The sequence below is a fragment of the Collinsella sp. CLA-ER-H3 genome (assembly GCF_040092425.1).
Lineage (GTDB): Bacteria > Actinomycetota > Coriobacteriia > Coriobacteriales > Coriobacteriaceae > Collinsella.
Genome location: NZ_JBBNLP010000009.1, coordinates 1 through 23,920, shown reverse-complemented (window position 1 = coordinate 23,920; position 23,920 = coordinate 1). Strand labels below are relative to the sequence as shown.

Below are 23,920 nucleotides of genomic sequence, written 5' to 3'. Positions count from 1 at the left end.
CTAGTCTGTGCGCTCATGCGGGCGTGGCGGAATTGGTAGACGCGCCAGATTTAGGTTCTGGTGGGATTCCCGTGAAGGTTCGAGTCCTTTCGCCCGCACCATCGCACCTGCGTCGGCCCCGGCCGTCGCGACACTTTGTTGCATAAAGGTACCAGCACCTCAGATAAGCTGGGCAGTATGAGGAGGAACGTGTTGAACATCACCGCTTCTGACGTCAAGGACGCCAAGCTCACCGCTACGGTCACCATCCCGGCCGCCGACGTCGACGCCGCGATCAAGAAGGCCTACAAGGACACCGCCAAGAAGTACCGCTTCCCGGGCTTCCGTGCCGGTAAGGCTCCCCGTCCGGTCATCGACTCCGCACTTGGCGCCGAGGCTACCCTCGCGCAGGCCACCAACGACCTGATCGCCGCCAACGAGCCCGCCGTCCTCAACGAGCTGGACATCGTCCCCACCAAGAACGGTGACTACAAGGAGCTCGACCTCGCCAAGGATCATGAGGACTACACCTACACCGTCGAGTTCTCCCTGCGTCCTGCTGCCGAGCTCTCCTCCTTCGACGCCGTCGAGATCGAGATGCCTCCCGCGGAGGTCACCGAGTCCGAGATCAACAACCAGGTCGAGATGCTCCTCAACTACCGTGCCACCTTCGAGGACGTCGAGGGTCGTGCCGTCGAGGCTGACGACTATGTGACCGTCGACCTCAAGGCCGTCGAGAACGCTGATAACTTCGCCGCCGAGGGCCGCATGCTCATCGCCGGTAGCGACAGCAACCCCAAGGAGTTCAACGAGGCCCTGATTGGCGCTAACGTTGACGACGTCAAGTCCGTCACCTGGACCGACGAGGTCGAGGAGGGCGAGGAGGCCGAGACCCACACCGTCGAGGTCACCGTCAAGGGCATCAAGGTCCGCAACACCCCCGAGCTCACCGACGAGCTCGTCAAGTCCGACTTTGGCTTCGACAGCATCGACGCTATGCGCGACGCCATCAAGCTCGAGATCGAGCAGGACAAGGCTTCCCGCCTCCCGGCCGAGAAGGAGAACCGTTGCGTCGCCGCTCTCGCCGAGCGCCTGCAGCTCGACGAGATGGACGCCGACTACGAGCAGTCCGTCTTTGAGGAGCTTGGCCAGAACTTCCTGTCCAACCTCGCTTCCCGCGGCATGACCCTCGACACCTGGCTGCCGGCTTCTGGCCTGACCATGGAGCAGTTCGTCGGCGACCTGCACAAGCAGGCCAACGACGTTGCCCGCGAGTCCCTGGCGCTCGACGCCCTCGCCCGTGAGCTCAAGATCGAGGTCACCGAGGACGACGTCAACGCCGAGTTCGAGAAGGCCGGCGTCAAGGACGTCGAGGCTTCCAAGGCCGAGTTTATCGCCGATGGCCGTATGCCTGCTGTCCGCGAGTCTATCCGTCGCTCCAAGGCCGTCGACCACCTGGTCGAGAACGCCAAGGTGACCGAGGTCGACGAGACCGCCAAGGACGCCGAGTAATTCTCGCCACCTTGCTCGCGAGCGCATGCATGTGCCCGTGATGGGGTAAAGTTATAAACCGGTTATCCGGTTGCTTCGTACGGTGCCAGCCAATGCATTGCATGCGGGCACCGTACGTTTATCTAGAACCACTATTGGTCCGTAAGAGAAATGGAGATGCGTATGATCGCTAAGTTCGATTCCGCCCTCGTGCCATACGTTATCGAGCAGACGCCGCGCGGCGAGCGCAGCTACGATATCTATTCGCGCCTGCTCAACGACCGCATCATCTTCTTGGGCGAGGAGATTAACTCCGTCAGCGCCAACCTGGTCGTTGCCCAGCTGCTGCATCTTGAGAGTCAGGATGCCGAGAAGGATATCTCGCTCTACATCAATTCGCCCGGCGGCGAGGTTTACTCCGGCCTGGCGATTCTGGACACCATGAACTTCATCAAGCCGCAGGTCTCCACCATCTGCGTCGGTATGGCCGCGTCCATGGCCGCCGTGCTGCTTTCGGCCGGCGCCAAGGGCAAACGCTTCTGCCTGCCGCACTCCAAGGTCATGATTCACCAGCCCAGCGGCGGTGCGCAGGGCCAGCAGACCGAGATCGAGATCGTGGCCGAGGAGATTAAGAAGACCCGTCGCGAGCTCAACCAGATTCTGTCTGACGCCTCGGGCCAGCCTATCGAGAAGGTTCAGGCCGATACCGAGCGCGACAACTACCTCACGGCTGCCGAGGCCCTCGACTACGGTCTGATTGACCGCATCGTCACCTCGCGCGACCTCGCCGCGAAGGATGCCTAGGATGGCCGGTAACATGCAGGACGGCTTCGACGAGAACGGCAACCCCATCCGCTGCTCCTTCTGCGGAAAAGAGCAGGGTCAGGTTCGCCGCCTGGTGAAGGGCCCGACCAACATCTTTATCTGCGACGAGTGCGTTGCCGCCTGCTCCGAGATTCTCGAGGAGTCGCTGGCTTCGGACTTTATGGACGCTGCCCGTAACGGCAAGCTGCCGGGCTTTCTCAGCGACCACGGCCAGGCTGCCGGTCAGCCTGCTGTAGATCCTGAGGCCGAGGGTTTTGAGCTGGAGGACGACGCCCGTCAGGTCATTACGCATGTGCCGACGCCGCACGAGATCTATGACGAGCTTTCGGCTTATGTCATGGGCCAGGAGGACGCCAAGCGCGCCATGTCGGTGGCCGTGTACAACCACTATCGCCGCGTGATTGAGGGCGGCGCTGCGGTGTCTGCCTTTGATGACGACATGGGCTCGCAGTTCGATGACGATATGGACGAGGTAGAGCTCGCCAAGTCCAACATCCTGCTGCTCGGTCCCACCGGTACTGGCAAGACCCTGTTGGCCCAGACGCTCGCGCGCATCCTCGAGGTGCCGTTTGCCATCGCCGACGCCACCGCGCTCACCGAGGCCGGCTACGTGGGCGAGGACGTGGAGAACATCCTGCTCAAGCTCATCAATGCCGCCGATGGCGATATCGAGCGCGCGCAGGTTGGCATTATCTACGTGGACGAGATCGACAAGATCGCCCGCAAGGCCGAGAACCTCTCCATTACCCGCGATGTTTCGGGCGAGGGCGTTCAGCAGGCGCTGCTTAAGATTCTTGAGGGCACGGTGGCCAGCGTTCCGCCCACCGGTGGCCGCAAGCATCCCCAGCAGGAGCTGCTGCAGATCGACACGACCAACATCCTGTTCATCTGCGGCGGTGCCTTTGTGGGGCTGGACAAGATCATCGCCGATCGCGTGGGCAACAGGGGCGTGGGCTTTAACTCCGAGATCGCCGGCCCCACCTCGGTCGACGAGAACGACCTGCTGCGTCAGGTGCTCCCGCAGGACCTCAACGCCTTTGGCATGATTCCCGAGTTTGTGGGACGTACGCCCGTCGTCACCCAGACGCAGGCGCTTGACGAGGACGACTTGGTGTCGATTCTGACCGAGCCCAAGAACGCCGTGGTGCGTCAGTACCGCAAGATGTTCCAGCTCGAGGACGTTGAGCTTGAGTTTGAGGACGCGGCCCTGCACGAGATCGCCCGCATGGCGCTCGCCCGCAAGACCGGCGCCCGCGGCCTGCGCTCCATCTGCGAGGACGTGTTGCAGCAGACAATGTTCGATCTGCCCAGCGAGGAAGGCGTCACCAAGGTCATCGTGACCGAAGCCTCCGTAAAGGGCGAAGAACAGCCCCAGCGCATCTACGGCTAAACCAGCCTAAAACGTGTTTGCAAATAGCCTCCGACCACCCGCGGTCGGAGGCTATTTTATATATACGCAATAACCCCAACTACCTGTGTTATTCTGTGTGTTTGTTTAAAGTCTCAGCAAAGTCCATTCAGACTGAAGTAATCGATACCTAAGGGGAGGAATGTAGGCCCGATTTTCGTAGATTCCGCACGAGCCGAAGACCACTTAATGTGGTCTTCGTGCGAGCCAGGACTTGACCGAGCGAAAATCGGGCCTACATTCCTCCCCGATGGGCAAGGGAGAGATATATGGAAGAAATGCCCAAGAACTACGATCCGTCGACCAACGAGCCGGCGATCCTGCAGAAGTGGCTCGACGGCGGCTACTATAAGCGCCGTGAGGGCGTGGGCGACTGCACCGTCACCATTCCGCCTCCCAACGTGACCGGCAAGCTCCACATGGGTCACGCCACCGACGACTCCATCCAGGACGCCATCGTCCGTATGGCCCGCATGCGCGGCAAGTCCACGCGCTGGGTGCTCGGCACCGACCACGCCGGTATCGCCACGCAGACCAAGGTCGACAAGAAGCTCAAGAGCGAGGGCATCAGCCGCCTGGAGATCGGTCGCGATAAGTTTGTCGACGCCTGCTGGGACTGGACCCACGAGTACGGCGGCATCATCGTCGAGCAGATCAAGCGCATGGGTTGCTCCGTCGACTTCGACAACGAGCGCTTCACCATGGACGAGGATTACGCACAGGCCGTGCGTAAGGTCTTCTGCGATTGGTACCACGACGGCCTGATCTACCGTGGCAAGCGTATCGTTAACTGGTGCCCCAACTGCACCACCGCCATCTCGGACGACGAGGCCGAGTATAAGGACGAGAAGGGCCACCTGTGGCACCTGCGCTACCCGCTGACCGAGCCGGTCAACGGCCAGGATTACATCGTCGTCGCCACCACTCGCCCCGAGACCATGCTCGGCGACACGGGCGTCGCTGTCTCCCCGAAGGACCCCGAGAAGGCCGCCTTCGTGGGCAAGACCGTCAAGCTTCCCATCGTCGACCGCGAGATCCCCATCTTTGAGGATTGGCATGTCGACGCCAACTTTGGCTCTGGCTTCGTCAAGGTCACCCCGGCCCACGACCCCAACGACTACGCCATGGGTCAGGCCCACGACCTGCCGCAGATCAACATCTTCGACGAGCACGCGGTGGTCGTCGAGGGCTACGGCGAGTTCACCGGCATGAACCGCGACGAGTGCCGCGAGGCCGTCATCAAGTGGTTCGACGAGCACGGCCTGCTCGACCACGTCGAGGAGCACGACCACTCCGTCATGCACTGCTACCGTTGCGACGCCGCGCTTGAGCCGTGGCTGTCCGAGCAGTGGTTTGTGGCCGTCGATAAGCTCAAGGGGCCGGCGCTTGACGCCGTCAAATCCGGCAAGGTCACCTTCCACCCCTCGCGCTGGACGCAGACCTACACCACCTGGATGGAGAACCTCAAGGATTGGTGCATCAGCCGCCAGCTGTGGTGGGGCCACCGCATTCCCGTGTTCTACTGCGAGGACTGCGGCTGGGAGGACGCCCTTACCGAGGACACCGACGTGTGCCCCAAGTGCGGCGGCCATCACGTGCATCAGGACGAGAACGTGCTGGACACTTGGTTCAGCTCGCAGCTGTGGACCTTCGCCACGCAGGGCTGGCCGCAAAAGCCGGAGCTGCTCGAGGGGCATCACCCCACGACGGCGCTCGTCACCGCGCGCGACATCATCGCGCTGTGGGTCGCCCGCATGGTTATGAGCTCGTTGTACTTCCTGGACGAGGTGCCGTTTAAGGACGTCGTCATCTACCCGACGATTCTGGCCAAGGACGGCAGCCGTATGTCCAAGTCCAAGGGCAACGGCGTTGACCCCATGGACCTCATTGGCATGTACGGCGCCGACGCCATGCGCTTCAACCTGCTGACGCTGTGCACCAACAACCAGGACGTCAAGTTCGACGCGAACATCGACAAGAAGACCAAGAAGCTCATCGACAGCCCGCGTACCGACCAGGCCAAGTCGTTTGTGACCAAGATCTGGAACGCAAGCCGCTTCCTGCTCATGAACATGGAGGGCTACACGCCCGGCGAGCCCGTCGTGGAGACGCCGGCCGACGCCTGGATGTTCAGCCGCCTGGCAAAGGCCGTCAAGATGGTCACCGAGGGTATTGAGAACTACACCTTTGGCGACATGGCCCGCGGCGTGCAGCAGTTCTTCTGGAACGAGGTCTGCGACTGGTACGTCGAGGTCACCAAGGCCCGCCTGAAGGGCGAGGGCCGTCTGCAGGCCCAGCGCAACCTGATCTTTGTGCTCGACACCTCCATTCGCCTGATGCACCCGCTCATGCCGTTTGTCACCGAGGAGATCTGGGACAACATGCCGGCGAGTGTGCTCGATCTGGACGCCGAGGGCAACGTGAACCGCGCCGAGGCGCTCATGATCGCCAAGTGGCCCGAGCCCGCCGACTACGCTAAGTATGTTGACGAGGACGCCGAGCGCGCGTTTGAGCTGTGCCGCGCCGTCGTTTCCGCCGCCCGCGCCACGCGTTCGCGTTACCGCTTGAGCCCCAAGGCCGAGCTCGACGTGGTCGTGCGCGCCGGTGCCGAGGACATCGAGAAGCTCGAGAGCCTGCGCTCGACCATCGAGCCGCTGGCCAACACCGCCTCGCTGGTCATGGGTACCGACGTTGAGAAGCCGGCCGCGAGCATCGCCGTGGTCGACAGCGGCGTCGAGGTCTTTGTGGTGCTCGAGGGCAAGGTTGACCTTTCGGCCGAGAAGGCGCGTCTTGAGAAGGAGATCGCCGCGGCTCAGAAGGAGCTCGCCGGTTGCGAGAAGACGCTCGCCAACGAGGGCTTTGTGGCCAAGGCCGCGCCCGCGGTGGTGCAGAAGAAGAGGGACCGTGCAGCTGAGCTCAAGGAGATCCTGGCGGCGCTGACTGCTCAGGTTGCTGACTTCTCGTAGGCGGTGCTGGGGGACGCGGTTTGGGGCATTGCTCGCTACTGCGGACAGTCCTGCTCGCACGAAGGCCACATTAAGTGGCCTTCGGCTCGTGCGGAACTTGTATCGAGCAAAGCCCCAAACCGCTCCCATGGCGGTTACGGAGGCGTTCGCTGCCTGGTGGGGCCACTTGGTTGTGGCCTTGAGGTCGCTGCAAAGCGGTGTTTGGCTGATATTTTGTTTGGGAGGGGCTCGTTGTTGATTCGGGCCTCTTTTTATGTTGAGGGGACTTTGGTTTATGCCTAAGCGTTCGGGGTCGTATTCTGTGCCGTTCTCGTTTGAGCTGCTTTCGTTTGATGAGGCTGTGGGGCTTGCTGCTGATACGGGGCGGATTTCTGGGGATGCTGGGCCTCTGCTCGAGACGGTTGTCGATATGCTTGATGAGTTGGGGCGTCCGGACGAGTATTTTGATTGCATTCAGGTCGCCGGTACCAATGGCAAGACTTCGACCACGCGTTTTTCGGCCGCCATTCTTCGTGGCGAGGGGCTCAAAACCGCGCTTTATACGTCGCCGCAGCTGGTGCGCTATCCCGAGCGCATGGAGGTTGATGGGCGCGTGGTGAGCGATGAGGCGTTTGCCCGCGCCGTTTCTGCCGCTGTTGAGGCGGGGCGTCGAGTGAATGCCCGTCGTGTGGCGGCGGGGGAGCGTGCCTACACCATCACGCCGTTTGACCTGCTGACGGCCGCTGCGCTTGTCGTGTTTGCCGAGGCCGCGGTGGATGTTGCCGTGCTCGAGGTTGGCATGGGCGGGCGTTGGGACGCCACGAGTGCGACCGATCCCGTCGCCGTTGCCATCACGGGTATCGGACTCGATCACACACGTATTTTGGGCGACACGCTCGAGGCCATTGCGGGGGAGAAGGCTGCGGTCATTAAACCCGGGCGCCTGGTTGTACTGGGTGAGGGCACGCATGAGGCGAGTGTTCAACGCGTGATGGATGCGCGTTGTCGCGAGTGCGGCATTGTGCCGCTTGTGGTGAACCATGCCACGACCAAGGTGCCGGAGCACGTGGGCGATACGGTGGAGTTTAGCTGTACTACGCCGCGTGCCATCTATACGTCGAGTATGGTCAAGCCGGCGTATCAGCCGCAAAATGCTGCGTGCGCGATAATGCTGTGCGAGGGGTATCTGGGCCGCGAGCTCGACCACGATGCGCTGGATGCGTCGCTTATGGGCTGCCCCACGCCGGGCCGATTTGATGTGCTGGGAACCGATCCGCTCAAGCTGATCGATGCCTGTCATAACCCCCAGAGCTGCGAGAACTTTGTAAGCGCGCTGGACGAGATTGACCCGTACGTTGAGAATCGCCCCACGCTGCTGTGCGCCGCGCTGGCCGATAAGGACGTGGCGGGTATCGTTGACGTTCTGGTTCCGGCGTTCCCCCGCGTGGTCGTGACCCAGACCGATTCCGATCGCGCCCTGCCGGCAGAGGAGCTCGCCGCCCTTGTGGACGCCGATAAACTCGCGGGCGTGTACGCGAGCGTGCCCGAGGCCCTCGCGGCCCTCGATGCCGCAGACGAGCCTTTCGTTGCCGCCGGCACCATCACCCTAGCCGGCGAAGTAGCCGGCCTGCTGCGTTAACCCATCCCCTCATCAGTTGCGGTGAAATACGGACTGTTTAACAAGCCAGAAGCCTCAAACAGTCCGTATATCACCGCAACTCAAAAGCAGTCAATTTGGGATGGGGCTTTTTGGCTGCCCTGTGCCCCGAGTTGACTCGCTTGACACGAAATCGGCCTATTTACTACGTTTGACCGGTTACCCTCGACCACACGGAAAATCGTGAAATCAAAACCGCAGGTAGACGGCTTGCTGGTTTTCAAAAAAGACCCGCATGGTCGACCCATGCGGGTTAAACGTAGTAGATAGCCCGCTTTCGTGGCGAAGCGTTGGCAGGATGCGGCAAAGGGGCTGCCCCTTTGCCGCATTGCCTAGTCTAGGCGGATCGGATCGTGGGGGTAAGCGTTGAGAATCTCGACGCCGTTCTCGGTCACCAGGGCCAAGTCCTCGATGCGGACACCGGTGCGGCCGGGGAGGTAGATGCCCGGCTCGATGGAGAAAGTCATGCCCGGCTCCACGACCTTCTCGTTGACCAGCGAGACGTCGCCCGGTTCGTGGTCCTGCAGGCCAATCGAGTGACCCAGGCGATGCGTAAAGTACTTGCCGTAGCCAGCGTCCTCAATCACGTCGCGCGCGACGCGGTCCAGGTCGCACATGCGCACGCCCGGTGCGATGAGCGCCTCGGCGGCCTCGTTGGCGCGGCGCACGATATCGTAGATGCGCGCCGTTTCCTCGTCCGGCTCGCCCCAAAAGAACGTGCGCGTCATGTCCGAGCAGTAGTTGCGATGACGCCCACCAATGTCGAACAGCACCACGTCGCCGCGCTTGAGCACGGTGTCGTCGGGCTCGTGGTGCGGGTCGCCGGCGTTGGCGCCAAAGCTCACGATGGGCGGAAAGCTAAAGCCCTCGCAGCCGTGCTTGCGATACAGGCCGAGCATTTGGTCGGCAATTTCGCGCTCCGTCACGCCCTCGTGGACGAGTTTGATGGCGTCGGCCATCACAGCGTCGTTGGCGGCCGAGGACACGCGCATGAGCTCCTGCTCGGCTTCGTCCTTGTGGGCGCGCGTAGCGGTGACGGCAAAGTCGCCCAGGAAGAACTCGCTCGCGGCGTGACGATCCATAAGGGGCAGCAAAAAGCCGGAGCGCATAACGGTATCGATGCCGAGGGGCTTGGCAGGATTGACCTCGCGTGCGATGGCGTCGGTTACGACGTCGGTATCGGTGTGGTAGGCCACGCGGGCATTGTCGTACTCGGGCAGCTGATGCAGGGCGTTGACCAAGATCACGGGCTCGCTGTCGCGCGCGAGCAGCACGCCACAAAAACGCTCGAACATATCGGCATAAAAGCCGGTCAGATAGTAAATCGACCACGGGTCGTTTACGAGCAGCTGTGCGCCGGGGTGTTGAGCCTCGAGCGCATCGAGCACGCGCGCCACACGCTGGTCATCGACATGTGCCATGAAACATCCTTTCGCTAGGGTGCCACCATGGTATCCCAAGCCCGGCACATAGGGACGTTCCTTTTATGCCGGCACCTTGGGACACTCCTTAGCATGACCAGCCTGGCAAGCGTGAAGGCAAAAGTAGCTAAAAGAGCCCCGTCCCTAATTAGCTACTTGGGCTCGGTCGATGTTCATGCTGGCGATAAGGTTAATGTTGGTGTCTAGGAGGTTCTCTAGCACGACGTCGCCCATGCGGATGGGGGCCTCGACGACCACGCCGCGGATGAAGTTCATGGCTTGGGCGTGGAGTGCCAGCGGGATGGCATCGGCGGTGCGTACGGGGAGCAGGGCTTCGTCGCCGCCAGATACGGCCACGGTGGTGGTGAGCACGCGCATGGGGCAGGTGAGCTCCTGACGTGCGAACTTATCGCCGCGCGGGCAGTTGTTGCCGGTTACGGAGCGCACTTCCACCACGGCGCCATTGGCGACGCGCTCCACCTCTACGGTCAGAAGGCATTCGGATGGGCAGGTCGTGCAGTTGAACTGCAGCGTTTCGGTCGCATTGGTGCTCATGAGCTATGCCTCCTCAACGGGGTCGACGGACAGGACAATCTCGCTGACGCCCAGGTCGAGTGCACGTTGAATCACCTTTGCCGGGAGTGGGAAGCTTTCCATAACGCTCGGCTTAAACGCGCGGACCTTGCCGATGAACAGTTCCTCGCCGTCGGCCAAGATCCTCACGCAGGCGGTATTGACTGGCCGGCGCACGCGGAAGTTGAGCTTGGTGAGCGCCACAGCCGTAATGCGTCCCGGCAGCGCGTAGCCCGCGATGCCGGCAGGGGAGACGGTGAGCTCGCAGTCCGGAACGGCGCTCGCGCCGGTCCCCAGAGCCCACGCCGCCGCAGCCGCACCGGCGTGCTCGGACTCGGTCGTCACGTTGTCGGCCAGGTCGTGCACGTGCAGCACGTTGCCGCAGGCAAAGATGCCCGGCACGCCTGTCTGGAGACTCTGATCCACTACGGCGCCGCGCGTGCGCGGGTCAAGCTCTACGCCCGCGGCAACCGAAAGCTCGTTCTCGGGAATCAAGCCCACCGAAAGCAGCAGCGTGTCACACGGAACAATGCGCTCGGTCCCCGGAATGGGCGCCAGACGCTCGTCGACTTGGCTCACCTCGACGGCTTCCACGCGGTCATGCCCGATCACGCGCGTGACGGTGGTGGACAGGTGCAGCGGAATGCCAAAGTCGTCCAGGCAGTTCTTGACGTTGCGGCGCAGGCCGTTGGCATACGGCATGAGCTCGTAGACGCCCTCGACGGAAATCCCCTCGAGCGCGCAGCGGCGCGCCATGATAAGCCCGATGTCGCCCGAGCCCAAAATGACGGCGCGCGAGCCGGGTTTGAGGTTCTCGATATTGATGTATCGCTGCGCCAGGCCGGCCGTAAACACGCCGGCGGGACGACTGCCGGGAATCTTGATCTCGCTGCGCGTGCGCTCGCGGCACCCCATGGCAAGGACGACCGCGCGCCCGGTGAGCTGCAGCATGCCTTCAGGACTCATGAGCGTGATGGTATGGACCGCGGTGTCTTCCGTAGACTCGCCCGAATCAATCCCAATCACCATGCTGTTCAGGAACAGCGCAATGTCGGTTGCGTGCACCTGGTCGATAAAGCGCTGCGCGTATTCGGGACCGGTGAGCTCCTGTTTAAAGTGCGACAGGCCAAAACCGGGGTGGATGCACTGGCGCAGGATGCCGCCCAAGTGCTGCTCGCGTTCCACGATGGCCACGCGTGCGCCTGCCTTATGCGCGGCCAGCGCGGCCGCCATGCCGGCAGGTCCGCCGCCGATAACGACCACGTCGAAGGCTTGCGTTTGTACGGCTTCTACGACGCTGCAATCAATCGCGTTCGATTTGAATTCTGCCATCCTAGCGCACCCCCTTCAGCGGTCCTTCAACCAGCCAAGAACCTGCGTCCTCCAACAGCACCTCGCTGGGGTCGCAGCCCAGCTCGCGGGCCAGAATCGCCACCACACGACTCTGGCAAAACCCGCTCTGGCACCGACCCATGCCGGCGCGGCAGCGGCGTTTGACACCCTCGACCGAAACCGCGCCCGGGCGGCGTCGGATCGCGGACACAATCTCGGCCTCAGGCACCGTCTCGCAGCGGCAGACGATCTGCCCCCACGCGGGGTCGGACTCAATGAGTTCTTCCTTGCGCGCAAGCGACGCGCGGTCAAAGTCGTCCGGCGCGCGGCGAATTGGGTTCCAGTCCGCCCGCTCGTGCAGCTCCACGCCCGCCTCACGCATTACAAGTTCCATGCGCTCGGCAATGGCTGGCGCGCTCGCCACGCCCGGCGACTGAATGCCTGCCGCCTGGAACAGCCCCGGCACCACGGCCGACTGCCCAATAAAGAAGTCGTTCGTCCCCTTAATGACCGGGCGTCCGCCGGCAAATGCGCGCACCACGCGACGCGTATCCAGATCGGGCACCAGCTTGCGCGCGCCGGTCAGAAGCGCGTTGACATCGCTCGCATAGGTCTGCGTGTCGCCCGGCTCGCGCACGGCGGCCGTGGCGGTGATCACGGTGTTGCCGTGCACGGTGCCCGTCACGATAACGCCCTTCGACACCGGCGTCGGCACGGGGTAGAGCGGCATGAGCGTGCGCGGCTCCTTGTCCAACACCACGATGTTGCCCTGACGCCAGACCATCTGAAACTCCTCGGCGCCCGCCATATGCGAGATTTCGGCGGCGCCGTTACCCGCGGCGTTGATCAAGTAGCGGCAGCCCACGTTGCCAGCGGGGGTCGCCAGCGTAAAGCGCGCGTCGTCGCCCGAGTCCGCGACTTCAATCGCCTCCACGGGTGCGGAGCGCATAAACGTCACCCCGTTGGCCACGGCGTTCTCCAGCGCAGCGATGGCAACTTCAAATGGGTCGACAAACCCGGTCGAGGGGCACCACAACGCGCACGTTGCATCGGCACTGGCGCGCGGCTCTAATTCGTGGATGCGGTCGGGCCCGACGATCGACAGCTCGGGCACACCGTTGACATTGCCGTTGCGCCGCAGCTGCTCCAGATGCGCACGGTCCTCGTCGTTAAAGCCCAGCACCATCGACCCGGTGCGGCAGAACAGAAAGCCCAGCTCCTGCGCCCACGTGCCATATAGCTCGCAACCACGGGCGTTGACCTGTGCCTTTACGGTTCCCGGCGCCGGATCGTAGCCGGCGTGCACCAGGCCGCCGTTGGCCTTCGACGCCCCTACCGCGATGTCCTTGGCCGCCTCGACTACGCAAATGGACAAGTCATAGCGCGCGAGCTGCCGCGCGATGGCGCATCCGGTGATGCCCGCGCCGACAATCGCGATATCAAACGTTTCTGTCACAGTGCCTCCCAGACGAGTTGACAGGCTGTCAATAAGACCATCCTACGGTCTGCGTGCCCCCAGCGCAGCGGCAATGCGGCGAACAGTCCCGCAACACCCGCCAACGGCAGACGAGGGGAGACCCGGCAACGTCGACAACTTCGTCTGCCACCTTCGGTGTCGGAGATTTGTCTCGATTTGTAACATTAAGAGGGGAAAATCGGTCCTACGTGTTACAGATTGAGATTTAAAGTCGGGGAGAGATCTTCTGTCTCGATCTGTAACATCTAGGGACCGTTTTGGGGTCTAGATGTTACAGATTTAGATGAACCTATCAGTCGGTTTCGAATGTCTAAATCTGTAACAGTTAGACCTGTTTTTGCCGAGTAACTGTTACAGATTGAGACATTCGGTGTGGACGGTATTCTTTGTCTCGATCTGTAACAGTAAGAGGGGAAATTTGGTCCCAGTTGTTACAGATCGAGACGTTAGTCTGGCGGGTCATCCGTTTGTCTCGATCTGTAACATTTAGACCCGGTTTCAGCTCCCACCTGTTACAGATTGAGATGTTTGTGTCCGCGCCAGCCCCGCCCCTAGCCGTAGTCCCATATAAACAAACCCCGTGGTAAACTTGACCGGACTGTTAATATTCCGAAAGGTACCCGTAATGTCCAAGTACATCTCCGAGCTCATGTCGCCGCAGCTTATGGGCGTCGTCTATGCCTTCGTTGGCTTTATCATCGCCCTGTATGTGCTGTCGGTCGTCTATGTGTTCATCGACGCTCGCCGCCGCGGCGCCAGCGCCTACGTGGCATGGGGCATCATCGCCCTCATCCCGTTTGTGGGCCTCATTGCCTACCTGGTCCTGCGCCCGCACTCCTACGCGTCCGACCGCGAGGAGCAGGAGCTGGACATGGCCCTGCGCGAGCGCCAGCTTGCCCAGTACGGCACCTGCCCGCAGTGCGGCGCGCCCATCGAGAAGGACTTCGTCGTCTGTCCGGTGTGCGATACCCAGGTTCGCAACGTCTGCCCCAGCTGCCATCGCCCGCTCGATGCGCACTGGAAGGTCTGCCCCTACTGCCGAACTCGCATCCAGTAACGCATCCATCGCCGGGCCGGCCGCAAGCCACGGGCACGCCGCAAGCCACGCGCGCCCCATACCCCGCCCACACGATGAAGCATGCGTAGAAAATCGCCCGCCGTGCCATTAAGGTGCGGCGGGCGCTTGTATACCAAGGCAACCTGCCTATAATGATGCAAGTCAAAAACGCCGAACGCATCGCACGCACTTGCATCAGGCATCCGAGAGGAGAAAACATACCCATGAAGGCACTCTACAATGACGGTTCGGTGGCCGAGCTCCCGCAGGACGAGGTCACGCACGTCATCCGCCACTCCGCCGCGCATATCATGGCGCAGGCCATCAAGCGTCTCTATCCCGAGGCCGACTTTGCCTACGGCCCCGCGACCGACAACGGCTTCTACTACGACGTCGATCTGCCCGAGGGCGTCAAGATCAGCGAGGACGACTTCCCCGCGATCGAGGCCGAGATGAAAAAGATCGTCAAGGAGAACCTCAAGTTCACCGTGTACGAGAAGCCCCGCGCCGAGGCCATCGCCCTTATGGAGGAGCGCGGCGAGAAGTACAAGGTCGAGCACATCGGCGACTTGGACGACGACGCCCGCATCACCTTCTACCAGCAGGGCGACTACATCGACATGTGCGTCGGCCCCCACATCTGCTACACCAAGGCGCTCAAGGCCTTTAAGCTCACCGGCGTCTCGGGCGCTTACTGGAAGGGCGATAAGGACAACAAGATGCTCACCCGCATCAACGGCGTCGCCTTTGCCACCAAGGAAGAGCTCGACGAGCACATGCACATGCTGGAGGAGGCCAAGAAGCGCGACCACCGCAAAATCGGCCGCGAGATGGACCTTTTTATGATGCGCGACGAGGCCCCCGGCTTCCCATTCTTCCTGCCCAACGGCATGATTCTTAAGAACACGCTGCTGGACTACTGGCGCGAGATCCACCACAAGGCCGGCTACGTGGAGATCTCCACGCCGCTCATCATGAACAAGCAGCTGTGGAAGACCTCGGGCCACTGGGACCACTACAAGGACAACATGTACTCCACCGTCATCGACGACGAAGAGTACTGCATTAAGCCCATGAACTGCCCGGGCGGCGTGCTGGTGTACGCCTCCAAGCCGCACTCCTACCGCGAGCTGCCCATTCGCGCCGGCGAGATTGGCCTGGTTCACCGCCACGAGCTGCGCGGCGCCCTGCACGGTCTGTTCCGCGTGCGCTGCTTTAACCAGGACGACGCCCACCTGTTTGTGCGTCCCGACCAGCTGACCGACGAGATCGTGGGCGTGGTCAACCTCATCGACTCCGTGTACCAGAAGTTTGGCTTTAAGTATCACGTTGAGCTTTCGACCCGCCCCGAGGACTCCATGGGTTCGGACGAGGATTGGGCTCGCGCCGAGGAGGGCCTGCGCACCGCTCTGGAGAAGCTGGGCATGGACTACGAGGTTAACGAGGGCGACGGCGCCTTCTACGGCCCCAAGATCGACTTCCACCTGGAGGACTCGCTCGGCCGTACCTGGCAGTGCGGCACCGTCCAGCTCGACTTCCAGATGCCGCTCAACTTTGATCTGGAGTACGTGGACGCCGACGGCACCAAGAAGCGCCCCATCATGCTGCATCGCGTGTGCTTTGGCTCCATCGAGCGCTTCATCGGTATTCTAATTGAGCATTTTGCGGGCAAGTTCCCCACCTGGCTGGCTCCCGTGCAGGTCAAGGCGCTTCCCGTCTCCGAGAAGAGCCGCGACTACGCCCACGAGGTGTGCACCAAGCTGGAGGAAGCCGGCATTCGCGTGGTTTGCGACGACCGCGACGAGAAGATCGGCTACAAGATTCGCGAGGCCCGCAGCATCGACCGCGTGCCCTACATGCTCATTCTGGGCGAGAAGGAGGTCGAGGCCGGCAACATTTCCGTCCGCGATCGCTCCAACGAGACCGTTCAGATGAGCGTTGACGAGTTTGTTGCCAAGGTTCTCGGGGAGATCAAGACCCGCGCCTAAGGCAAGCAACACAACAATTAATAAAGGCGACCGTCCACATAGGGCGGTCGCCTTTTTTCATGTCCAAATAAGAAAAGCCGCTGGTTGAGCGGCTTTTTTTGTTGCACAAAAAGGTACAGGTTTTTATAGAGGGGTATGGAGATGTACCTACTAGCAGTACATTTTGCGTAATCTGGGCAAACGCGGATTAATTGCTCGTATAATGTCGTCTGCCGAAAGATACAAAAACCTGTACTTTTGCGACTGCGCCTAGCTGCGAGCGAGAAGCCTGTTCTAAACGCCCCTGCATTTGCGTGCATCGCAAAGCCAAAAGAGGGGGCGAGAACATGGAACAGACGGCACGGCGCCAAGAACAGCTGCCGGGCGCATTTAACGGCGCCACTACCAACAGCCAGCACGGCCGCGTTCGCTGGTATCTGGTCCACACCCCCCATGGAAAAGAGCGCGAGACCTGCGAAAAGGTCCGCTGCATTATCCCGCACGAGCTGATGCAGGACGCTTTTGTGATGCAAAAGGAGTTCTGGTTTAAGCGGGACGGCGCATGGTCGCTCCAAACCAAACCCATGTACAAGGAATATTTCTTCGTCGCCACGCACGATGCCGCTGTGCTCGATAGGGCTTTGGCCCAGCTGAGCTTTGGCTGCCGCATCGCCGGCAGTAGGGAGCGGGCGTACATGCCCATGCCGGACGACGCACAGGACTGGTACCGCAGCGTTCTGGACGACGACGGCGTGGTGCGCAACAGCGTCGCGCGCATAGAAGACGGCGTGTTGCACATAGAACAGGGGCCCTTGGTGGGGCAAGAGGCCCGTGTGCACAAGATCGACCGCCGCAAGCGCTGGTGTCTGGTAGACGTAGGCGAAGGCGATTCCAGTTTTAGGGAAGTGCTTCCGCTCGACGTTCCCATCAAGACGTAAGGGAGACGTTGCACCAGCTATTCGTTGGCATTTTTGAATTTACCGATTGGGGGATCCCTGGACAACTGGGACGTAAGTTTGACTGTGGCTGCTAAAGAAGTAACAAAGAGCTGTGTATCCGCGGGGGACGCACTGGTTATTAAAGAGATTAAGCCGAGCGGTACGCTTGGCTACCGCTTTATTAAGAGGCTGTTTGACCTTGTATTCAGTCTTTTGATGAGCGTACTGCTGCTTATCCCTATCGCCATTGTGTGTGCGCTCATTAGTCTCGAATCGCCCGGCAGCCCCATGTATACGCAAGAACGAGTTGGCAAGGGCGGAAAGACCATCAAGATTTTTAAGCTCCGCAGCATGGTCTCCGACGCTGGCGATGTACAGAAGTACCTTAGCCCTGAGCAGCTACATCAGTGGGAAGTTGAGCGCAAGGTTGACGATGATCCTCGCATTACCAGGATCGGTCAGTTTATTCGCAAGTGCTCCATCGATGAGATGCCTCAGTTTATTAATGTGCTCAACGGTGATCTGTCCGTTATTGGACCTCGCCCCATTACGCGGGATGAGCTGACTCAGCATTTTACGGATGAAGAAAAGGCGGTGCTTCTTTCTGTCCAGCCTGGCATTACCGGCTTATGGCAGGCAACCGATCGTAACGAAGCGACGTTTGAGAGTGGTTTGCGTCAAAAGATTGAGCTTCGCTACGTTCAGAATCGCTGCTTCCGTATGGATTGGAAGTGCTTTACCGGCACTTTCGGCGCTATGTTCGGTAAAGAGAGGACGGGGCGATAGATGGGTTATCGCATTTTGCTTATGGCTCCGACTTTCTTCGGGTATCGTGATCGGGTGCGTGATGAGCTCTCTCGCCAAGGTCATAGCGTTGTATGTGTTGATGACCGTCCAAGCGAGTCTGTCTCCTTCAGATCCTTTGCGAAGATCAGCTATAGACTTGTCGACGGGCAGATTGCTAAGTATGCCGAATCCCTTAAGAAGAAGGTCGCGACAGGTGATTATGATTTGCTGATCTTCATGGGTGGCATGTCTTTTTGTTTCACACGCGATCAGTTTTCATCCATCAGGTCATCAAGCAATGCTCGTTTTGTTTCGTACCTTTGGGATGCTTTCAACAATTGCGAGCGTTTCGGTGCCTGCCGGGATCTATTTGACGATGTTTATTCTTTTGAGCCGTCCGACTGCGAACGTTACGGTCTGAAGTTTCGTCCTCTTTTCTTCTCTGGGGCATACGATGGCCTGCCCCTTGTTCCCGACGGTGGGTTCACGTATGACGCTTGCTTCATAGGGAGCGTGCACCAGCCGAGCAAATTTGAGGCGGTTAGCTCTATCTGCGACAACCTAGAATCGCAGGGCCTGCGGGTGTTTCGATACTTCTTTATGCCGTCGAAGTCGGCGGCCTCGTTGCGGCGTCTTACAAACCCTGCCTATCGGGGTGTTGAGTTCAGCTTTGAATCGCTCTCGACTGAAAAGATAGTTGAGATTTATGCGCGTTCCAAAGCAATTGTCGATTCTCCCCAGGCTGGACAGCGTGGTCTTACCATGCGCACGCTCGAGGCCATCGGAGCGCATAGGAAGCTGATTACTGCCAATCCTGATGCGGCTCTCTACGATTTCGCGAGTAAAGGCGATGTCGCTGTGTGGAGTGGGAAGGGCAGCGTCCCCTCTCAATTCTTTACGACGCCTTATCGGGTGCTTCCCGATGAAGTGTATCGCGGCTATTCCATTGAAACCTTCGTAAAGGCTCTGCTGGGTAGCGAGCCAGCCTATGAAGGCTACGAGAAAGGCAACTTATGAGGATTATGGTCACCGGTGCCGACGGTTACATCGGCAAGGGAGTCGTCTCTCATCTCCTGGATGCTGGACACAAGGTCATGGCCATGGGTCTATGTTCGTGTGGGCTGAAGCACGATAATCTTGAGGAGCACGTTGGCGATGTGTTCTCCTACAATTTCCAGTCCAATGAGAGCCCGGATGTACTGCTGCACCTTGCTTGGCGCAACGGCTTCTCACATAACGACATTTCGCACTTGGATGACCTCTCTAAGCACTATCTATTTATCAAGGCGGCGCTCGAGGCGGGCGTCAAGCGCATCGCTGTCATGGGCTCTATGCACGAGGTCGGTTACCATGAGGGCGTCGTTGACGAGAACACCCCCTGCAATCCCACTACGCCCTACGGTGTTGCGAAGAACGCCCTCCGTCAACTTACTGGAGAGCTTTGCCGCCAGCATGGTGCCCAGATGCAGTGGCTCCGTGGGTTTTATCTCGTTTCTAACGACGGGCGCGGGTGCTCCATCTTCTCGAAGATCGTCGCGGCTGAGCTCGAGGGTAAGGACGAGTTCCCGTTCACGAGTGGTCGATGCAAATACGATTTCCTTCCTTATGAAGATTTCTGCCGACAGGTCGTCGCCGTCGTCGAGCAGGATGAGGTTAATGGCATCATCAACATCTGCTCCGGTGTGCCAATCGGCCTTGGTGACTACATCGAGCACTTTATTAATGAGAACGGCTTCTCTATCAAGCTCGGTTACGGTAAGTATCCCGATCGTCCGTATGATTCGCCTGCCATCTGGGGCGATGCAGCGAAGATTCGCAAGATTCTTGCGGCTAGGAGTGGCCTTGATTAACCAATACTCCCTTGGAGAGTTTGTCGGTAACTGCATTTACGTTGCCTATACTAGACTTCGCTTTCCTGGGGCGAGACTTATTAGGTTGCCTTTTTACTTACGAGGTGGAAAGAAGCGCTTCTCCTATGGGCATGGCCTGACGCTCGGTTATGGCTGTCGCTTTGACCTTGGCGGAGAGGGCGTTGCCCTAAAAATCGGCAGCAACTGCAAGTTCAATGATAGAGTGCATATAGTCGCGCATGATTCCGTTTCAATCGGTGACAACGTGCTGATGGCTTCGAATATATTTATCTCTGATACTAGTCACGGTGAATTCGCCGGTACATCAGCGTGTCCTTACGTTGCGCCAGACGACAGGGAGCTTGCTACTAAACCTACCGTCATCGGTGACAATGTCTGGATTGGCGAGGGCGTATGCGTTATGCCGGGCGTTACGATTGGCGACGGGTGTACCGTTGGCGCTAATGCCGTCGTAACTAAATCGTTTCCCAGCAATACCGTACTCGCTGGGTCTCCCGCACGGGCTATCAAGAAATGGAACGAAGTCTCTCAAAGTTGGGAGAGGGTGTAACTATGCTTGAAACTGCATCGGTTGCAATGGCTGTATACAACGGGGAGCGATTCCTTGAACAGCAGATCGACTCTATCTTGGTTCAACTCTCTTCGGATGATGAGCTTGTTATTTCCTATGACGAATCACAAGATGGCACTTTGTCACTCATTTCCAGATATGCAGAGACTGACGGACGAGTTAAGATTGTTCGCAATGCGGAGCCTGGCGTAGTCGGCAACTTCAACAACGCAATTCAGAACTGCTGCAAGGACATAATTTTTATTAGCGACCAGGATGATATTTGGAAACCTGGCAAAAAGGATGCCATGCTTCGACTTCTGAACGAAACTGGTGCTGACTTAGCGATACATAATGTGGTTCATATTAATGGGGAAGGCGCTGTTATCTCGAAGCCGCTATTTGAGGAATACGGTATCAGGGGTGGTTTATTGCGAAATTTCGCTAAACCACGATACAGCGGCTGCTGCATGGCTTTTCCTGCAAGCTCAAAACGACTCATCATGCCTATGCCCTCTTGTGTCGTCAATTATGATCATTGGATCGGTATGGTCTGTGAAAAATTTGGAACGGTTGTCTTCGATAACCGTGTCTTTCTGGAGCATAGACTGCACGGCGGTAATGTAACGACATCACGAAGGAAACTCAAGATCGTTGCTGCTCAGCGAGCTAATCTCCTCTGTGAACTTGTCAAGAAGGGGAGGACTCTTAAATGAGTACTGCTTCCCTTATTGTTGTTGTCTACAACCAGACTGTGAATGATGTGCCTGTAATTAATGCAGCCTTAAACGCGTTCGTAAGACCTGAAATCATCGTCTGCGATAATAGCACTCGGGAGTATGGTAACCGAGCAATCTGCGAGACCCTTGGTGTTTGCTATGTCGATATGGCTGGGAATAAGGGCCTTCCTGCGGCATATCGAGCTGGCATCGAGAGATGCCATGGTGATCTGGTTTGTCTGTTCGATGACGACACCGAGGTTGATCAAGATTATTTCACCGCTTTGGATGGCCTTGACGTTTCTTCACCTGACTGGGATGTTGATCTTCCGCTTGTTTTGAGTGGCGATTCTGTCCTTTCACCTTGCACCTTTGACGGTTTTAGGGCCCATCCTTTTCCAGACATCGACTCTGTTTCGGATTGTTCTGAGCTGAGCGGCATCAACAGTGGAATGATTGTAAAGCGCTCCGTGTTCGAAGCTGTTTCATACGACCCTGATCTCTTCTTGGATTTGGTTGATCACAAGTTTATTGATGATGTGAAAAAGGCGGGAATGAAGGTCGTTTACTTACGCGGCCCACTTCTGAAGCAGAGCTATTCCCTTGCGTCAGATAACGTTGATAAAGCATTAATACGCTTATCGATTTTTGAACGCGATGCACGGCATTTTTATGGCAGTTCTACCCCCCGGCGCCTTTATTGCATTGGAATGCTCGCCGTAAGGAAAGCCAAGCTTTGTCTTAAATACCGAACAACTTGTTTTCTTATCCCGACTAAAGACAACGGAAAGGTGTAATTAATGAAAGGCATCATCCTCGCCGGCGGGTCCGGCACGCGCCTGTACCCGCTCACGCTCGTGACCTCCAAGCAGCTGCTGCCGGTCTACGACAAGCCCATGATCTACTACCCGCTGTCCACCCTCATGCTGGCGGGCATCCGCGACATCCTGGTCATCTCCACGCCGACCGACCTGCCCAACTTCGAGCGCCTGCTCGGGGACGGCTCGCGCTACGGCGTGAACCTCTCCTACGCCGAGCAGCCCTCGCCGGACGGCCTCGCGCAGGCGTTCACCATCGGCGAGGACTTCATCGCCGGCGAGCCGTGCGCGCTGGTGCTCGGCGACAACATCTTCTACGGCAACGGCCTCAGCCGTCACCTGACGCGCGCCGTCCAGAACGCCGAGTCGGGCCGCGCCACGGTCTTCGGCTACCACGTGGACGACCCCGAGCGCTTCGGCGTCGTGGAGTTCGACCGCGAGGGGAGGGCCGTGTCCATCGAGGAGAAGCCCGCCGAGCCCAAGAGCTCCTACGCCGTCACCGGCCTGTACTTCTACCCGGGCGACGTCGCCGCCAAGGCGCATAAGGTCGAGCCGTCGGCCCGCGGCGAGCTCGAGATCACCACGCTCAACCAGATGTACCTGGAGGAGGGGACGCTGTCCGTGGTGACCCTCGGCCGCGGGTACGCGTGGCTGGACACCGGCACCATGGAGAGCCTGCACGAGGCCGCGGAGTTCGTCCGCGCCGTGGAGCACTCCCAGGACCTGCCGGTCTCGGTACCCGAGGAGATCGCCTGGGAGAACGGCTGGATCACGACCGCCGGGCTGGAGGAGGCCGCGAAGGCCTACGGCAAGTCGGTCTACGGCCGGCACCTGAAGAAGGTCGCCGCCGGCGAGATCGTCAACAGCCCGCGCGAGTACTAGGAGAAAACCTTCATGTCTGAGTTTTTTGAACCTAAGAATATCATCGTCACGGGCGGCTGCGGCTTCATCGGCAGCAACTTCGTGCACTACGTCGTGAACAACCATCCCGGTGTGCACGTCACCGTCCTGGACAAGCTGACCTACGCCGGCAACCCCGAGAACATCGCCGGGCTGCCCTCCGACCGCGTCGAACTCGTCGTCGGTGACATCTGCGACGCGGAGCTGCTCGATAGGATCGTCCCCGGCCACGACGCCATCGTGCACTACGCCGCCGAGTCCCACAACGACAACTCCATCGCCGACCCCGAGCCCTTCCTGCGCACCAACGTCGAGGGCACCTTCCGCCTCCTGGAGGCCGTCCGCAAGTACGGCGTCCGCTACCACCACGTCTCCACCGACGAGGTCTACGGCGACCTGGCGCTCGACGACCCCGCCAAGTTCACCGAGGAGACGCCGTATCACCCGAGCAGCCCGTACTCGAGCACCAAGGCGTCCTCTGACATGCTGGTCCGCGCCTGGACCCGCACCTACGGCCTTCGCGCCACGATCTCCAACTGCTCCAACAACTACGGCCCCTACCAGCACGTGGAGAAGTTCATCCCCAGGCAGATCACGAACATCATCGACGGCGTCCGCCCCAAGCTCTACGGGAGGGGCGAGAACGTCCGCGACTGGATCCACACCGAGGACCACTCCAGCGCCGTCTGGGACATCCTCACCAAGGGCCGCACGGGGGAGACCTACCTCATCGGAGCCGACGGCGAGAGGAACAACATCACCGTGCTGCGCATGATCCTGGAGGCGATGGGACGCGACCCCGAGGACTTCGACTGGGTCGCCGACCGCCCCGGCCACGACCGCCGCTACGCCATCGACTCCACGAAGCTCCAGCGCGAGCTGGGCTGGAGGCCGGCCCACACCGACTTCGCCGAGGGGCTCAAACGGACGATCGACTGGTACGTCGCCAACGAGTCCTGGTGGCGCCCGGCCAAGGAGGCCACCGAGGCGCGCTACCGCGCCCAGGGGCAGTAGGAGGGGAGATACATGGCAGACATCGCATTCGAGAAGGAACTCTCCGTCGCCGAGACCGGCATCGGGGGCCTCAAGGTCGTCGACCTCGCCGTCCACGGCGACTCGCGCGGCTGGTTCAAGGAGAACTGGCAGCGCGCCAAGATGACCGCCCTGGGCATCCCCGACCTCAGGGTCGTCCAGAACAACATCTCC

General features: G+C 59.9%; 21 protein-coding genes and 1 tRNA gene. 18 read left to right on the top strand and 4 right to left on the bottom strand.

All coding sequences use genetic code 11. The features are described from left to right. Positions 1-17: 17 nt before the first annotated feature. The 6 genes from AAAX32_RS08010 (at position 18) to AAAX32_RS07985 (ending at position 8,287) form a co-directional block, all read left to right on the top strand. Positions 18-101 (top strand) — tRNA-Leu (locus AAAX32_RS08010). Between the two features lie 88 nt (positions 102-189). Then, on the top strand, positions 190-1,491 hold the full coding sequence (tig, locus tag AAAX32_RS08005) for a trigger factor (RefSeq protein WP_349100466.1): 1,302 nt from the start codon (positions 190-192) through the stop codon (positions 1,489-1,491). 162 nt (positions 1,492-1,653) lie between these two features. Continuing rightward, entirely contained in the window at positions 1,654-2,274 is a 621-nt protein-coding gene (locus AAAX32_RS08000; RefSeq protein WP_022095182.1) for an ATP-dependent Clp protease proteolytic subunit, read from the top strand. Position 2,275: 1 nt separating this feature from the next. Next, positions 2,276-3,685, top strand: a complete 1,410-nt coding sequence (gene clpX / locus AAAX32_RS07995) for an ATP-dependent Clp protease ATP-binding subunit ClpX (RefSeq protein WP_349100465.1) — start codon at positions 2,276-2,278, stop codon at positions 3,683-3,685. A gap of 287 nt (positions 3,686-3,972) precedes the next feature. Further along, positions 3,973-6,669: a valine--tRNA ligase gene (locus AAAX32_RS07990; RefSeq protein ID WP_349100464.1), complete on the top strand. Its 2,697-nt coding sequence runs from the start codon at positions 3,973-3,975 to the stop codon at positions 6,667-6,669. 274 nt (positions 6,670-6,943) lie between these two features. Then, entirely contained in the window at positions 6,944-8,287 is a 1,344-nt protein-coding gene (locus tag AAAX32_RS07985; protein ID WP_349100463.1) for a Mur ligase family protein, read from the top strand. A gap of 350 nt (positions 8,288-8,637) precedes the next feature. On the opposite strand, the gene AAAX32_RS07980 is transcribed toward AAAX32_RS07985, so the two are convergent. The 4 genes from AAAX32_RS07980 to AAAX32_RS07965 form a co-directional block, all read right to left on the bottom strand. Then, entirely contained in the window at positions 8,638-9,726 is a 1,089-nt protein-coding gene (locus tag AAAX32_RS07980) for an aminopeptidase P family protein (RefSeq protein WP_349100462.1), read from the bottom strand. A 144-nt stretch (positions 9,727-9,870) separates the two neighbouring features. Continuing rightward, positions 9,871-10,281 (bottom strand): DUF1667 domain-containing protein, encoded by a 411-nt coding sequence (locus AAAX32_RS07975; protein WP_349100461.1) that lies wholly within the window; start codon positions 10,279-10,281, stop codon positions 9,871-9,873. Between the two features lie 3 nt (positions 10,282-10,284). Beyond that, entirely contained in the window at positions 10,285-11,631 is a 1,347-nt protein-coding gene (locus AAAX32_RS07970) for an FAD-dependent oxidoreductase (RefSeq protein ID WP_349100460.1), read from the bottom strand. A 1-nt stretch (position 11,632) separates the two neighbouring features. Then, positions 11,633-13,087, bottom strand: a complete 1,455-nt coding sequence (locus AAAX32_RS07965; protein WP_349100459.1) for an NAD(P)/FAD-dependent oxidoreductase — start codon at positions 13,085-13,087, stop codon at positions 11,633-11,635. Positions 13,088-13,733: 646 nt separating this feature from the next. Between AAAX32_RS07965 and AAAX32_RS07960 the strand changes: the two genes are divergently transcribed. The 12 genes from AAAX32_RS07960 to AAAX32_RS07905 form a co-directional block, all read left to right on the top strand. Next, positions 13,734-14,165, top strand: a complete 432-nt coding sequence (locus AAAX32_RS07960) for a zinc ribbon domain-containing protein (RefSeq protein ID WP_055251579.1) — start codon at positions 13,734-13,736, stop codon at positions 14,163-14,165. A gap of 224 nt (positions 14,166-14,389) precedes the next feature. Next, complete coding sequence (gene thrS, locus AAAX32_RS07955; RefSeq protein WP_349100458.1) at positions 14,390-16,153, top strand: threonine--tRNA ligase; 1,764 nt, start codon at positions 14,390-14,392, stop codon at positions 16,151-16,153. A 326-nt stretch (positions 16,154-16,479) separates the two neighbouring features. After that, entirely contained in the window at positions 16,480-17,070 is a 591-nt protein-coding gene (locus tag AAAX32_RS07950) for a hypothetical protein (RefSeq protein WP_349100457.1), read from the top strand. 84 nt (positions 17,071-17,154) lie between these two features. Next, positions 17,155-17,856, top strand: a complete 702-nt coding sequence (locus AAAX32_RS07945) for a sugar transferase (protein WP_349100456.1) — start codon at positions 17,155-17,157, stop codon at positions 17,854-17,856. Next, positions 17,857-18,873, top strand: a complete 1,017-nt coding sequence (locus tag AAAX32_RS07940; RefSeq protein WP_349100455.1) for a hypothetical protein — start codon at positions 17,857-17,859, stop codon at positions 18,871-18,873. Continuing rightward, entirely contained in the window at positions 18,870-19,706 is an 837-nt protein-coding gene (locus AAAX32_RS07935; RefSeq protein WP_196032002.1) for an NAD(P)-dependent oxidoreductase, read from the top strand. Before AAAX32_RS07940 ends, AAAX32_RS07935 begins: the two co-directional genes overlap by 4 nt. Further along, positions 19,699-20,277 (top strand): DapH/DapD/GlmU-related protein, encoded by a 579-nt coding sequence (locus AAAX32_RS07930; protein WP_349100454.1) that lies wholly within the window; start codon positions 19,699-19,701, stop codon positions 20,275-20,277. The genes AAAX32_RS07935 and AAAX32_RS07930 overlap by 8 nt, the downstream gene beginning before the upstream one ends. Before the next feature lie 2 nt (positions 20,278-20,279). Next, complete coding sequence (locus AAAX32_RS07925; protein WP_196032009.1) at positions 20,280-20,993, top strand: glycosyltransferase; 714 nt, start codon at positions 20,280-20,282, stop codon at positions 20,991-20,993. Next, complete coding sequence (locus AAAX32_RS07920) at positions 20,990-21,793, top strand: glycosyltransferase (protein ID WP_196032012.1); 804 nt, start codon at positions 20,990-20,992, stop codon at positions 21,791-21,793. The genes AAAX32_RS07925 and AAAX32_RS07920 overlap by 4 nt, the downstream gene beginning before the upstream one ends. 3 nt (positions 21,794-21,796) lie before the next feature. Further along, positions 21,797-22,696: a glucose-1-phosphate thymidylyltransferase RfbA gene (gene rfbA, locus AAAX32_RS07915; RefSeq protein WP_349100453.1), complete on the top strand. Its 900-nt coding sequence runs from the start codon at positions 21,797-21,799 to the stop codon at positions 22,694-22,696. A 12-nt stretch (positions 22,697-22,708) separates the two neighbouring features. Then, positions 22,709-23,728 carry a dTDP-glucose 4,6-dehydratase gene (gene rfbB, locus AAAX32_RS07910; RefSeq protein WP_349100452.1) on the top strand — a complete coding sequence of 340 codons (1,020 nt, stop codon included), beginning with the start codon at positions 22,709-22,711 and terminating at the stop codon, positions 23,726-23,728. Between the two features lie 12 nt (positions 23,729-23,740). Next, a partial coding sequence (locus AAAX32_RS07905) for a dTDP-4-dehydrorhamnose 3,5-epimerase family protein (RefSeq protein WP_349100451.1) occupies positions 23,741-23,920 on the top strand: 180 nt, incomplete at its 3' end.

Excerpts from the sequence above, each read along its gene's own strand:
- AAAX32_RS08000 (WP_022095182.1), top strand. The coding sequence starts at position 1,654 with ATGATCGCTAAGTTCGATTCCGCCCTCGTGCCATACGTTATCGAGCAG.
- clpX (WP_349100465.1), top strand. The coding sequence starts at position 2,276 with ATGGCCGGTAACATGCAGGACGGCTTCGACGAGAACGGCAACCCCATC.
- AAAX32_RS07990 (WP_349100464.1), top strand. The coding sequence starts at position 3,973 with ATGGAAGAAATGCCCAAGAACTACGATCCGTCGACCAACGAGCCGGCG.
- AAAX32_RS07985 (WP_349100463.1), top strand. The coding sequence starts at position 6,944 with ATGCCTAAGCGTTCGGGGTCGTATTCTGTGCCGTTCTCGTTTGAGCTG.
- AAAX32_RS07980 (WP_349100462.1), bottom strand. The coding sequence starts at position 9,726 with ATGGCACATGTCGATGACCAGCGTGTGGCGCGCGTGCTCGATGCGCTC.
- AAAX32_RS07975 (WP_349100461.1), bottom strand. The coding sequence starts at position 10,281 with ATGAGCACCAATGCGACCGAAACGCTGCAGTTCAACTGCACGACCTGC.
- AAAX32_RS07970 (WP_349100460.1), bottom strand. The coding sequence starts at position 11,631 with ATGGCAGAATTCAAATCGAACGCGATTGATTGCAGCGTCGTAGAAGCC.
- AAAX32_RS07960 (WP_055251579.1), top strand. The coding sequence starts at position 13,734 with ATGTCCAAGTACATCTCCGAGCTCATGTCGCCGCAGCTTATGGGCGTC.
- thrS (WP_349100458.1), top strand. The coding sequence starts at position 14,390 with ATGAAGGCACTCTACAATGACGGTTCGGTGGCCGAGCTCCCGCAGGAC.
- AAAX32_RS07950 (WP_349100457.1), top strand. The coding sequence starts at position 16,480 with ATGGAACAGACGGCACGGCGCCAAGAACAGCTGCCGGGCGCATTTAAC.
- AAAX32_RS07940 (WP_349100455.1), top strand. The coding sequence starts at position 17,857 with ATGGGTTATCGCATTTTGCTTATGGCTCCGACTTTCTTCGGGTATCGT.
- AAAX32_RS07935 (WP_196032002.1), top strand. The coding sequence starts at position 18,870 with ATGAGGATTATGGTCACCGGTGCCGACGGTTACATCGGCAAGGGAGTC.
- AAAX32_RS07925 (WP_196032009.1), top strand. The coding sequence starts at position 20,280 with ATGCTTGAAACTGCATCGGTTGCAATGGCTGTATACAACGGGGAGCGA.
- AAAX32_RS07920 (WP_196032012.1), top strand. The coding sequence starts at position 20,990 with ATGAGTACTGCTTCCCTTATTGTTGTTGTCTACAACCAGACTGTGAAT.
- rfbA (WP_349100453.1), top strand. The coding sequence starts at position 21,797 with ATGAAAGGCATCATCCTCGCCGGCGGGTCCGGCACGCGCCTGTACCCG.
- rfbB (WP_349100452.1), top strand. The coding sequence starts at position 22,709 with ATGTCTGAGTTTTTTGAACCTAAGAATATCATCGTCACGGGCGGCTGC.